Source organism: Acinetobacter sp. EKM10A (assembly GCF_011075215.1).
Lineage (GTDB): Bacteria > Pseudomonadota > Gammaproteobacteria > Pseudomonadales > Moraxellaceae > Acinetobacter > Acinetobacter baumannii.
In genome coordinates, this window is record NZ_JAALLK010000002.1 from 360406 (window position 1) to 372941 (window position 12536).

The window sequence follows — 12536 nt, forward strand, 5'->3', positions numbered from 1 at the left end:
AATATGAATAAAAAATTAAATTTAAATGAGCTTTTTGAAAAGATTGATAATGAATTAATTGAAAGAAGAGTTCCTATTGCCCATAGATTTTTGGAAGCAACTACAGAAATTAGTAATATATTCAATGTACCAATATTACTTTATCCCAAGGGTAAAATAGATGACGGTTCTTTAGAATATTATTTAAGTTCATGTTTAGATAATTGGTATACAGCTAAATATGGCGATAAGCGAAAATTAAATATGGATTTAGGAGCTTTTTATATAATAATTAAACAAGAATTATGGAAATATCGCGTACCTCGTTTCTTTGGAACTTGTAACTTTTTTATAGAAACAGATTTATCTGATAAAGGAGAAAATCATGAAACAAATATTTTAAGAATGTGTAAAGATATGACCCAGTTTTATGTCAATACTCTTGACGACAATGAACTAATTTATATATTTAATGAATATAAAAAAGCAATAAATATCTTTCAAATATTCAATGGTTGGAGAGAGGAAGATGTCGCTATGTTAGAAGCAATTTATGCAGATATGAACAATATATCTATACAATTAGATAACTCTTTTCCTCATTATGGACAAGCTTTATTTTCATATTTACAAGTCGGTGAAAAAATTATTAAGTCATGGTTATTAAAGTCTGAATTAACATTAAAAGATTTAAAAGAAAAATATGGTCACAAAATAGATAAGTTAGCTCAAGCATTTAATGATAGATATGTGGAGCAATTAGAAATAAATATTATTAATGGACTTATAAACAATCCAAATTTAAGGTATGGGAAAGAAAAGGATTTTGATATTAAAGATATCATTAAAGCACAAGAAGCAGTATTTCATATTATATCAAGAATAGGTTTTTCACCTAAACTCAAAAACAATAATGATTAATTCTCAAATCATATAATTCTTTCTATAAAAAGAATATATTTAAATACCGTACCACATATTAAATTTACTTATTGGTACGGCACTTCAATCAAAATGCCACCTCACCCCATCCCCCTCAAAAACACCTCAACCACTCTCCCATCAACTTCACCCACACTTAAGCCCTGAATGACGGCGCCTTCGATCATATATAAAAATAGTTTGGCATCAGTAAAAATAACATAGTAGGCCCCTAACTCTTAATTATAAAGTACACACGTCAATTTATGACGCAATACTGACCTTTCTATCTATATAAATTTTAATTTTTTTGTTTAGATAAAGACTCATTAATAAATTGGAGGTTACATATGGAGTGGTTTAAAATAATAGTAGAAGCTTTAGTAGGGCTTGGCTTTTTAGGCACAGTTATTAAATGGTTTTTTTTACCAAGATTTCGTATTGACTTGAGGAAGAAAAATTTCGAAAAAGATAAGATAGAGTTAGATAATTATTTAGATTTATGTAAAAAATTCAGCCAAAAGCTATTGCAACCTATACAGTTCCAATATGCGACTAATCATTTTTTAGGAACTACTAGGTATCACTATAGCTTGTTCAATGAGCGAATTAATAATTTATGGAACTTCAATAAGGTTTTTTCAAATTTAAATCATGGCTATTTTTTTCTAAAACAAGTAGTAGAAAATAATCAAGCACATTTAGAGTATATCTTTAAAGAAAAAACGATCAAGAAAATCAGATCAATCTCAATAACTATTCTTATTTGTGCTGCATTTATTTATTTGGGGTTAATAATATTTGAAGTATTTTTCCTTAAAGAATTAATTTCAAGTAAAAGTATAAATAAGGACACCTATGCATTTTATAAAATTCTTTCAGGCGTAATATATGTCGTTCTGGTCTTAGGAGCATCATACTTTGGTGGTAAAGCAAGTACAGCCTTATCATTGAAAGATATTTTTGATATTAGGGATAAAAATACCAAAATTGAAAAATCCAAGATTAACACTAAGCTTATATTTTTAATTAAATTATTTAATTTTAGATATTTCATTAGATTATTTCAGAAACTTAATAAATAATACTAATATTATTTATAACTTATATTAACTATTGATAAAAATTAAATTTGATCAATAGTTAATATTATAAAATCACAGAATAGAGTTTTTATAATATCCCCCTCAAAAACACCTCAACCATTCTTTCATCAACTTCATCTGAACATAAACGCTGAATAATGGCGCCTTCAATTAAATATAAAAATAGTTTGGCATCGGTAAAAGAAGCATCGGGTTTAAGTACTCTAAACTGACTATAGGTTTCATTGATTAGCCATGTTCTATATCTCACGGCGGTTGTGTACGCGTTTGGGTAAGTATTTTTGATTTCAAAAATGGCTTTAAATAACAGGTAATACAGCCCGTCTACATCGGTATGTAAGACGTAGAGTTTCTTGAGTTTATCGATTGCGTTTGTGTCGTGGTCGTATTCGACCATAGCAACCACTTTTTCTTGGAGTCGTTCTTTTTGCACCATTAGGCAGATTTCAATTAACCGTTCTTTAGAGTGAAAGTAGTTATAAAAAGTTGCTTTGGTAATTTCGGATTCTTTTACAAGTCTGTCGACGCCGACAATATGAAAACCGCGGCGGTGAAATAACTCAATTGATGTATTTACAACTTTTAATGCACGTGTTGGGAGAGTTAAATTTGGCATATTTTTACCGTTATAAATTAAATTTTTGTTGTATATAAATGAGATATAAAAAACTGCTGACTTTTTTGGGAGAAAAAAAGGCATAGCAAAGCCCTAAAGACTGTGCCCAGCACATCTCAAGTTTTAATTGTCTAAGTTTTAAGTAATAACGAGCTAGAGCCTGACAAAGCCTTACGGCGATCAAGCTGCGTTAAAAGTTTTAAGCTGTGTTGTTATAGCTTTTGGCAATGGGTGCCAAGAAATGATGGATGCGCAAAGCCAACTCCTTATTTATGGAGTTCTGCCAGAGCATAAGATTTATGGTGGCAGAACGAGAAAGGGTTAGCAGACTGGTACGACAACCAGCACACCCGCAGGTGTCCCTCTCCCGTCCTACCGCTACGGGAAAGAGACGAGAGGTACACATAGAACTATCCCTCAGAAGGAATAAATTCTGATGCGGTCGTATACGGTCTGCTAAAACCGTCTGGCGATGTAGGCCAGCCCGCAAATGGTAATCTTCAATATTTGAAGTGTCAATGTGAAATTGGCTAGAAAATATTTAAATAATTATTATTTTTCATTTAATTACATAATTAAGGATATTCTTAAGTAATATTTACAATCTGCTTTTATATCATTAAGTTAAATTTTAAAGTTGGAAAAATTTATATATTAGATTGGTTCAAAAATTATCATTTTAGTGTTCACAAGCGTTCCCTTGTGAACATTTAAGTAGTTGCTTACTCGGTTGGCTTGATAATTTTGCTAACAATATGTTCATGCGTAGGTACAAGCCCTGCTTTTAAACCAAGTGGCTTAAATACTTTATCTAACACAGACTGAGTGAGTTTACCTTTATCCTGCTCAATGTCCGTCAAAGTCCGACGGCTTATACCCACCAAATTAGCATATTGTTCTTGCGATAAACCCAACACATTTTTGCGTAAATACGATAGCAATTGCCCCAAAGTAATCTCACTCAACAAATATTGTTTATATAAATCTATAAGAATCTGTTGACGGTCTTGGGCTTGTATTGTTAATTTTTTCATTCGTGTAAATGAGCAATTATTTTCTCGAAAATACTATAAAAATAAGTTTTTGTGAATATATTTGCTCAATTTGATTTATTTTAGATAAAAGTGAGCAAATTTTTGCGCATCTCATATTTATAGATAGTGATAGTTTATTTATTCGTTTTCATATGTTGAATATTACATTGTGGAGATTCACCAAACAAACGAGAGTATTCACAACAAAGTAGCTTATTCAGTATAAAATTATGACTTAAGCGGCCCATCTCACCAATTAGGCTGCGTTATAACTCAAAGTAATAAGAGCAAAAAATGACTCAAAATAAAGTTGAATTAGCAGAGAAATTGTCAAAAGAGTCTCATCAAGGCCAAAAGTATGGTTCTCATGATTATTTTGATTACCATATTAAAGGTGTGGTCAACTCATTAATTGAGCACCAATTTTCAGAAGTCTATATTATTACAGCCCTTCTCCACGATAGTGTTGAAGACACACCTCTTACCCTAGACAAAATCGAAAGTTTATTCGGAAAAGAAGTCCGTGATGCAGTAGATGCATTAACTAAACGGGAAACGGAAACACGCGAAGAATATTTAATTCGTTGTAGTTCAAATCCGATCGCTCGAGTCGTGAAACTTCATGATGCAGCGTTTAATGCGCACAACTCACATAAAGAAAATAATCAATCACGTGTAGATTATTACCTTCAAACCATGTTGATTGTTTCAACGGCGCAAGATAAGTTGGGCTAAAGAGCCAAATTTACTAGGTTTATTAAATCAAAAATCTGTTATCTTGATTTTGTAACGAAATCAAAATAACTATTAAAAAGTCTCTTGCTCTAGCGAGCATTCACCATTTTGCGCATATATTTGCTCAAATCTATTTAATTTGCCTAAAAATGAGCAAATATTTGCGCATTCATGACCTACGGCGAAACTATCTAAGGGTTAAATACGTCCAACCTCTAAGTATGGAATTAGCTTTTTATCAAAACTTGGCCGAGGATCACCTTCAAAGCTAATAAAACCATGCATACCCGTTAAACGCTCACCTTTATAAAATTGGTTTAATTGATAGCGCGGGTCTTTATGGGAAAGCGTAAAACTCACCACACCAACGCCCTGCAGTTTTGACTTGTTATAGGCATCTTCGAGCATTTTATGATGCAAAGCCAAATCTTCTGGATGGCATATAAGCGTATGTAACACATGGTATTTGATAGAGTCACCGAGTCTAGGCAAACGCATGCCTTTGGTAATTGGCGTTAATAAGTTATAGACGGGTCTAAGCACAGCTATGGCCGAGCTGTAATTTAAAATTTTGGTTTGTTTAATACTATGCTGATCCCACAAGCCAAACATACCGACCAGTTTTTCGCCCTTAAAGTAAAGTGAAAAGTCAGATAGTTTCATCCCTGAAAAATACTGATGACCTTGGGCAAGTTCTTCAAAGTTATAGGCTGGAATAAAGTTATAGTATTCTGCCATGTTGCTAATAAACTGATTCATGGCTGGCACATGCTCAGCTTCAGCAACACAGCTGCGAATCTCTTGAAGATGACTCTGTTTAGAAGTCTGCTTTAGAAAAGCCGTGATTTTCCTTTTTGCGCCTGTACTCGTCAGGCTGAGTGTCTCTATAAGTCCTTCATCATAATAATCGGGCATTCCCGTTTTGCCTGTTTGGATGGCAGCACGTGCGGCATGGTTATCATCAAAAATTATCATTTGGCTATAGTTTGGTTCATGCATAGTCCGTTTTACATGTTTGCCTAAGACTTTCACCAATGATTTACCCCGATAGCTGTGATCTACCCGTAAATCTCCAGCATAGCGTAAGTTTTGAATGTTCCGATTGATATAACACGGACGGTAACCATTGCTATAACAGGCAACTTTCTTTTGACTCTCGGTATCTTCAATCACGACATGCAGTTTATGCCGATAGACGATGTCGGATGCCTTAAAATAACTTGGTTCACGCTGAAAGCTGATTTGTATGCCTTTGGTGGTCATGGGTACGGCAATTAACTCTCGTAAAGCCTCGTCATCTGCCAAAGTCGCTTCACGGGTAATAAGCGTATTATCAGTAAGTGGTGTATTTGTTTTATTCATTATTCACCTGTTGTGCGGTCTGTGTAGGAACCAAATTGTTTAAACGCCCCATTTGGTCGAGTAGCTGATAGACAAACACCACTTCGTCTTGATCATTTACGGTTTTCTGGGTTTGTGCATCGAGTAACTTCTGCTCGGTATTAAGCAAATCAAAAGTGGTTTTGGTGCCCACATCGAACTCTTTACGGGTATAGACAAAGGCAATAGACGCTGCCTCTATGGCATTTGCCAATGCGTCTTTATTTTGTCGAATGGTTTGAAGCTGCGCATAGGTGGTACGGGTACGCTTATTCAAGTCCAGCTCAAGACTTCGAATTTTTTGCGCAGCCAAATCGATATCGGCCTGCGCTTTTTTGACATTGGCCCGATTTAAACCATCGTCATAGAGCGGCACATTGAGCTGCACCCCAACCATATAGTTATTACTTTCAGAGCCAATATAACTCGCTTCATCTTGCTTTCCGGCACGACTGGTCAGCATGACCGTTGGCCAGAGTTCGCGTTTAGTTAAAGCATATTGTTTTTCGGCAGCCTGCTTTTCATATTTAGCCCGCATTAACGCCGGGTGGTTCTTGGTTTGAGCCAATATTTCATCTAGGTTAGCGGGAATAGGAGGTAATTGATTGATTGGAACAAGGTTGTCAGGTGTTGTACCTGTCACTTGATAAAACTGCGCTTCACTTACGGTCAAGTTAGATTGCGCTTGTGTAATATCGGCTTGACCTTGTGCAACTTGTGCCAACACCTGAGCTAAGTCTGCACGGGTAATCATACCGACATCAAAACGGCGCTTTGACTCATATAAAGACCGTTGCAGATTTGCCATGGTCTTTTGTCTGAGTTCTAAAATGGCTTTCTTTTTTAATACGTCGGTATAGACCATCACGGTATTTAAAATCGTTTCCGATCTTTGATCTGATAAGCCTTGGTGTTGGGCAGAAAGCTGACTCTCGGCAATGTCTATTCCTAAACGGTGTCGTCCAGAGGTATAAATCGGATAATCTGCCTGCAATTGCAAACTTCGGCCTTTACGGTTTCCTTCGGTTGGAAACAAGACGTGTGAAGGCGTATTTATTCTTTCATAGTCAAGTTGCCCGACTAAATTAACTTTGAGTCCATCACGTTGCTTGGCCTGTTCAAGCATAGCGGTGGACTGGTTCACACTTAAACGGCTCACTTCAAGCTGGCTTTCATGTTTTAAACTTGCAGACAAAGCCTCATCTAAAGTCATGGCATGTGTATTCGACACCAACAACACGCCTAGATATAAGGCGTGTCGAAGTGTTAAAAACCGGGTATTAAATGGCTTCATCCCTTTCATAGTTGTTCCAAACTATTCAGGGTGACTTTTTTGAGTGGCTCAGGCTTGATATTGCCTTCGATAATGCCATCAAACATGACTAGTTTCTTGTACGCATTCCAACCATTATTGGCTTGGCGAATTTGAGGCTGATCGAGCTGCCCCAAGTTTCGTGCAAGTTCATAGTGGAAGTTTTGACGTAAGATACTGTCGATATATTCATTGTTAATGCTGTGATGAATTTCACCTTCAAAAAGCACACAATAAAATGGTTTTACTTGTTGTTGGGTATCAATCGCCAGTAAAGAAATCGCTTTTGACTCGGTTTCGTTTAACTGAGACAACAACTGTTGAGCGGTTTCAGGTGCTAGTTTTTCACCGACCAGATCTACCCCAAAACGACGGCCTTGAAACTCAAAACACGGAATTTGCTCTAAAAAGCCAGTCACTTTTAAGCAATCATCCAGACAGTAACGCAGTAAGCCATTACCCGAAGTAATCAGTGGGCTGACCACATCACCTTGTTTAAGCTGCCATGAAGGAACGATTTGACCTTGTTTCTCACCCTCTAAATATTCAAATTCATAGAAGTGACTTTGGTAAGCCAATGGGTATTGGTCGTTATAGGGAATAGTCACTACACCTTCCGTCGCCCATAAGCCTTTACCTTCAAACTGAACACTGGGCAATTTCTCTTTTAATTTTTCGGCCCACGCTTTTGAACCTGCGGTGTCCCAACTCGAAACCAGACTTAACTTTGGCCAAAGTTTTTTAAAGTCGATCTGTACGCCGTTTGAACTTGCAATTAAGGCTTGAGCACTTTCAGAGCTATGCGGTGCAGTGACTTCTTTTAAGGAAGCGTGACGACTGCCCCATTTACCACTTTGTAAAACCTCAATCACGTCTTTTTGCAATGCCTCTAAACGTTCAAGTAATTGCAATGCAAACGTTGGACTCCATACCGAAATCATGGCTAAGCTACGGTTTGCGACCAAATAACAAATGGTGGCAAACAGTGCATCGTCAGCATTGGCCGCAAATGCAACGTTACTTGGAACCGCTTGGGTAAACTTAGACAAAATGCGCTTACCTATACCAAGTAGCGCACTGTCATCATTTAAATTTTTATCTTTTAAAACTTCACGCTGACTTTCAGGCAACCACGACACCGACCAGTAGTGTGTACCAGAGCTAAGCTCTGGACACTTACGGTATAAACTTGCCATCCACGGTGCAATCGCATGGTCAAGTTCATCTAAAAACAACTTGGTATATGGAATAAACTTGATTTGTTCACTCGAACCACTGGTCGGCTGGAAACGAACCAGTTTACTGCTAGAGAGTGAAAGCTTTTGTTCACGGTAGCGCTGAATGTCTTCTCGCCAAGCGCTATAGCGAGTTGCAGGAAAAGCTTTTACAAACTGCTCATAGTTTTGAACCTGTTTATCTTTGGCCAAAGTAGAGGTCTGTAAAATCGAATGCAAAATTTGACGTTGCGTAGTCTCTAAGGCATTAAACTGTTTTTGGAAATTACGGTCAGATGCATCACACCATTTTTTTAAAATAAGATGCGAGCCGAGAGTCAACCATTGATTAGATTTCATTGGATAGCCTCTCTACGTTTTGTTTTATGGCTTAACTGCGCTTCAAATTTTCCTTTGCTTGTCGGCTTCGTCATCAGTTTTACAGGGAAACGGGCAATATCTTTCCAACCAAGTCGACCAATACATGGCAGTTCTGTACCGGCTCTCCAAGTTGGATTTTTCTGCTCAAAGAAATGAATATTTGGGTTCTTTTCTCTCATTTCGGCAGTAATCGGTGCGACTTCGCCTTTTAATGGTTGATAATCATCGCCAAAGTTGAGTAAACCGGCTTCTTTGTCGTAGTATTCACCAAAGAATTTTTCACAGTAATGTTCAACAACTTCCGAAAGATGTTGGTTTTCATCTTTAATGTTTGGGTAATACACATAATAGTTATTGGCAAGTAAGAGATAAGTCTTATAGCCTTTAGAAATGAGAAGCCAATAAAGTTCGTTAAAAGGATATTTAATTCGAAGCTTGATCATGAGTTTGAGCATGGTACTTTGCAATGTACGCGTGCCCCAAAACTTTTTCAAAATGACCGTATCACCGCTAAAGAGCACGGTATAATCTTTACCGTTTAAGTAGAAATGCTGCACAACTACCGTCGAGAAACCGACAATCTCATCTGTTTCTGAGTCAAAAATTAAGATCGCACCGCTTTTATTTTTAAAATCATCTACGAAAATAGAAAATCTGGTATTTTCATAATACTGCTCGTAAATGGAATACATCACTTTCAATCGTTCAGTATCGATTTGCTCTTTTTCAAAATATTGCCCATAAGTTGCGTTTTTCAGGTTCAATTTTGAAATCAGTTTATATGTTGTATTAATCATAATACTTTAATCTCCCACATCCAGATCTGTGAGTTCCCCTATCTCATACAGCGATATTCGAAACTCATATCAATGTTCTTTTTCTATGAAGGGATATGTTTTGATATGCCCTATTGTTTTCATTCTTTGAAAGCTGCCTTTTATTTCTAAATCGCTACATATTCATTTTCTTCCCCCGATCCATAAATATGGTTAAAAAGGCGGTCACAAACATAATGATTGCGAGCATGCGTAATAAGTCATTGAAACTCGATGTCAGTGCTTGAAAGTGAATGTCACGATAAATCACACTCAGTGCGATTTGCTGAGCATTTGTACCAACTTCTTGATATTGCGCCGTAAGCTGGTCGAGTCTTTCTGTAAATATCCAGTTTTGCGGTGTCATCGACTGATTAATCTGGGTGACATGCATGGCGGTCAGCCAGTCTAACGATGAGTTAATAAGAGCCAGTCCAACTGCGCCCCCAATATTACGCATCAGGTTATAAATACCGCTGGCATCGGCAACTTTACTGAGTGGCAATGTACTCATGGCCAAATGCGAAACCACAATCAAGCAAATCATGAGGCCAATACCACGGTAAATTTGTGGCCAAAACATAAAGTCATAATCGCTATGAATGCTCAAATGTGAATTGAGCCAGACACCAAAGCCCGCCAGAATCATTCCGACAAATACAGTTTTGCGCGTATCAAAATTGGGAATGAGCCACGCAAGAAACGGCGCAAAGCAGAACATGACAATACCTGTCACCATCATGACGTGGCCAATTTGGCTACTGTTCATTTCACGGACTTGTCCAAGAAAGACAGGAATCATGTAACCCAAGCCATACAGCGCCATACCAATCACAAACGTTGTAATGGCACTTAGGGTAAAGTTTTTATTTTTAAATACCGATAAATCGAGCAAAGGCTTAGGCTGAGTAAAACTTCTAGAGAAGAAAATCATGCCACCTACAACACAGACCATAAAAGCAACCCGAACGCCTGTATCAGCAAGCCAGTCATGTCGTGCGCCTTCATCAAGGAAATATTCCAGCCCACCCAAAAACATCGCCATACCAACGAGGCTGAACCAGTCCATACTTTTGATGAGTGAATAGTTCGCACGGTCGATATTTGGACCTGAGTAGATGACCGTGGCAATGATAATGCCCGGAATAATATTGATCAGGAACATCCAGTGCCATGAGAAATTATTGGTGAGCCAACCGCCAATGGTTGGGCCAATTGCTGGACCTAAAGTACTGATCATGCCAAACATGACCAAAGGTAATGAGCGTTTTGGTTCTGGAAACAGTAAATACAACGCCGTCATGGAAGTCGGAATCATCCCGCCACCCATAAAGCCTTGAATGCCACGGAACACCAGTAAACTTTCCAAGTTCCATGACAAAGCACAAAGTAAAGAACTCACCGTAAAGCCGATTGCACACATGGTGTAATACACCCGTGTTGAAAGCACTCGCGAGACAATACTCGACATTGGAATCGCAATAATCTCGGCAATTAAATAAACCGTTTGTACCCAAGTGACTTCATAACGACTTGCGCTCATGCCAGCTTGTACTTCGTTTAAAGAACTCGCCACAATCTGAATATCAAGAATCGCCATGAAGTTGCCAAAAATCATGGCAGCAAAAATTGCCCATGCAGTTTTTGCGGGAAACCTCCACTCGGCTTCAACATGCTTATTCATTTATGATTACCCAAAATTTTATTATTAAGTTCTTAGGTCAACGGTGACGCTCACCGACATTCCAGGTTTTATCAAATCAATATGTGGGCTTGAATCTATGGCGATACGTACAGGAATACGCTGTACAACTTTGTTAAAGTTGCCTGTGGCATTGTCTGGTGGCATAAGTGAGAAAGTCGCGCCTGAAGCGGGAGAAAAACTCTCAATTTTTCCGGTAAAGTTGAGGCTTGGATAAGCATCAAGTTTTAATTTAACTTTCTGACCGATATGCATTTTTTCAATTTGGGTTTCTTTGAAGTTCGCTTGTACATACAAACTATTTTCAGGAATGATCGCCATTAAGCGGGTTTGTGGAGAAACACGTGAGCCTTTTTGAATTGCCAGACTACCGATTTTACCGCTTACAGGACTAACCACTTTTGATGAAGCCAAATCGACTTGATACAGGTTTAAATTTGCATGGGCACTTTGAATATCTGCTAAAAGCTGCGCTCGACTCGCTTGTAAACTCCCCAACTGAGCTTCTGCTGCATTTACGGCGGCTTGTGCTTTGCTGAGCTGTGCCTGAGCCGTTAAATATTGAGACTGAATCCCTTCAAAATTTTGTCGGGTAATTACGCCATCTTTTAATAGATCTTGATAACGCTCGAACTCTTTTTTCAAACGCGCTAGATCTGCTTGCGCTGCCACTACACCACTATTTGCTTCAATAATTGACGACCGTGCAGACTTTTCATTTTGTTGTTGTACACCCAGTGCAGCTTCTTTTAGGCTGACCACAGAACGGGCTTGGTCATAACGAGCTTGGTAGTCACGATGGTCTAATACTGCTAAAGTTTCCCCTTTTTTTACAAACTGATTATCGTTAATTAATAACTCCATCACTTCGCCTGAAATCTTTGGCATCACCCAAGTGACATCGGCTTGTACATAAGCATTATCAGTAGATTGATAGAATCGGTATACAAAAAAATAATATAAGATGCCAGCAACTAAAAATAACAGCAGGACACTAAAAACACCCCAAGTTATTTTCTTTCGGCTTTGGAAATTAGTATCAGTTTCTAGCTGAGCTACGTTATCCATAATCATTCCGCTTATTTGTAATATTCGATTTTTTATTTAAGCCAATAAAATTATTGGTTTCTTTTTTACGTAACTTTTCACTTGGTTTTATTCAATGAATCGTGACAGCGTAAAATTTGGTGCAAATTATGGTTCTTAAGTGAATTAAATATCATTGACCTCTTTGACATATATTTCTTCTATTTATGTCAATTAATCATATTATATAAACTATGTTTAAAAATTATGTAATTCGAATTTGTCTAAATTTTAGATATAAATTTATTTTAAAGA

General features: G+C 37.4%; 11 protein-coding genes and 1 pseudogene. 3 read left to right on the forward strand and 9 right to left on the reverse strand.

The window, feature by feature from the left end:
- Positions 1–3: 3 nt before the first annotated feature.
- Positions 4–900, forward strand: coding sequence for a hypothetical protein (locus G9371_RS04550; RefSeq protein WP_029424018.1), 897 nt, complete (start codon positions 4–6; stop codon positions 898–900).
- 101 nt (positions 901–1001) lie between these two features.
- Here G9371_RS04550 and G9371_RS19190 read toward each other — a convergent pair.
- Positions 1002–1121: pseudogene (locus G9371_RS19190) on the reverse strand (TetR family transcriptional regulator); the annotation flags it as partial.
- Between the two features lie 129 nt (positions 1122–1250).
- On the opposite strand from G9371_RS19190, the gene G9371_RS04555 reads away from it, so the two are divergent.
- The gene (locus G9371_RS04555; protein WP_002064743.1) at positions 1251–1985 is read left to right on the forward strand and encodes a hypothetical protein; all 735 of its coding nucleotides are present in this window, start codon (positions 1251–1253) and stop codon (positions 1983–1985) included.
- Positions 1986–2073: 88 nt separating this feature from the next.
- On the opposite strand, the gene G9371_RS04560 is transcribed toward G9371_RS04555, so the two are convergent.
- The gene (locus G9371_RS04560) at positions 2074–2622 is read right to left on the reverse strand and encodes a TetR/AcrR family transcriptional regulator (RefSeq protein WP_029424017.1); all 549 of its coding nucleotides are present in this window, start codon (positions 2620–2622) and stop codon (positions 2074–2076) included.
- Between the two features lie 722 nt (positions 2623–3344).
- Positions 3345–3656, reverse strand: coding sequence for a helix-turn-helix domain-containing protein (locus G9371_RS04565; RefSeq protein ID WP_029424016.1), 312 nt, complete (start codon positions 3654–3656; stop codon positions 3345–3347).
- A 294-nt stretch (positions 3657–3950) separates the two neighbouring features.
- Between G9371_RS04565 and G9371_RS04570 the strand changes: the two genes are divergently transcribed.
- Complete coding sequence (locus G9371_RS04570) at positions 3951–4391, forward strand: HD domain-containing protein (protein WP_029424015.1); 441 nt, start codon at positions 3951–3953, stop codon at positions 4389–4391.
- A 198-nt stretch (positions 4392–4589) separates the two neighbouring features.
- On the opposite strand, the gene G9371_RS04575 is transcribed toward G9371_RS04570, so the two are convergent.
- The 6 genes from G9371_RS04575 to G9371_RS04600 form a co-directional block, all read right to left on the reverse strand.
- A complete protein-coding gene (locus G9371_RS04575) occupies positions 4590–5753 on the reverse strand; it encodes a hypothetical protein (RefSeq protein ID WP_029424014.1) in 1164 nt (387 codons plus the stop codon).
- A complete protein-coding gene (locus G9371_RS04580) occupies positions 5746–7074 on the reverse strand; it encodes a TolC family protein (RefSeq protein WP_029424013.1) in 1329 nt (442 codons plus the stop codon). The genes G9371_RS04575 and G9371_RS04580 overlap by 8 nt, the downstream gene beginning before the upstream one ends.
- Positions 7071–8657: a GH3 auxin-responsive promoter family protein gene (locus G9371_RS04585; RefSeq protein WP_029424012.1), complete on the reverse strand. Its 1587-nt coding sequence runs from the start codon at positions 8655–8657 to the stop codon at positions 7071–7073. Before G9371_RS04585 ends, G9371_RS04580 begins: the two co-directional genes overlap by 4 nt.
- Positions 8654–9442 carry a hypothetical protein gene (locus G9371_RS04590; protein ID WP_075874782.1) on the reverse strand — a complete coding sequence of 263 codons (789 nt, stop codon included), beginning with the start codon at positions 9440–9442 and terminating at the stop codon, positions 8654–8656. Before G9371_RS04590 ends, G9371_RS04585 begins: the two co-directional genes overlap by 4 nt.
- Positions 9443–9629: 187 nt before the next feature.
- Complete coding sequence (locus G9371_RS04595; protein ID WP_005110806.1) at positions 9630–11177, reverse strand: DHA2 family efflux MFS transporter permease subunit; 1548 nt, start codon at positions 11175–11177, stop codon at positions 9630–9632.
- Between the two features lie 24 nt (positions 11178–11201).
- Complete coding sequence (locus G9371_RS04600) at positions 11202–12263, reverse strand: HlyD family secretion protein (RefSeq protein WP_029424011.1); 1062 nt, start codon at positions 12261–12263, stop codon at positions 11202–11204.
- Positions 12264–12536 lie beyond the last annotated feature (273 nt).

Excerpts from the sequence above, each read along its gene's own strand:
- G9371_RS04550 (WP_029424018.1), top strand. The coding sequence starts at position 4 with ATGAATAAAAAATTAAATTTAAATGAGCTTTTTGAAAAGATTGATAAT.
- G9371_RS04555 (WP_002064743.1), top strand. The coding sequence starts at position 1,251 with ATGGAGTGGTTTAAAATAATAGTAGAAGCTTTAGTAGGGCTTGGCTTT.
- G9371_RS04560 (WP_029424017.1), bottom strand. The coding sequence starts at position 2,622 with ATGCCAAATTTAACTCTCCCAACACGTGCATTAAAAGTTGTAAATACA.
- G9371_RS04565 (WP_029424016.1), bottom strand. The coding sequence starts at position 3,656 with ATGAAAAAATTAACAATACAAGCCCAAGACCGTCAACAGATTCTTATA.
- G9371_RS04570 (WP_029424015.1), top strand. The coding sequence starts at position 3,951 with ATGACTCAAAATAAAGTTGAATTAGCAGAGAAATTGTCAAAAGAGTCT.
- G9371_RS04575 (WP_029424014.1), bottom strand. The coding sequence starts at position 5,753 with ATGAATAAAACAAATACACCACTTACTGATAATACGCTTATTACCCGT.
- G9371_RS04580 (WP_029424013.1), bottom strand. The coding sequence starts at position 7,074 with ATGAAAGGGATGAAGCCATTTAATACCCGGTTTTTAACACTTCGACAC.
- G9371_RS04585 (WP_029424012.1), bottom strand. The coding sequence starts at position 8,657 with ATGAAATCTAATCAATGGTTGACTCTCGGCTCGCATCTTATTTTAAAA.
- G9371_RS04595 (WP_005110806.1), bottom strand. The coding sequence starts at position 11,177 with ATGAATAAGCATGTTGAAGCCGAGTGGAGGTTTCCCGCAAAAACTGCA.
- G9371_RS04600 (WP_029424011.1), bottom strand. The coding sequence starts at position 12,263 with ATGGATAACGTAGCTCAGCTAGAAACTGATACTAATTTCCAAAGCCGA.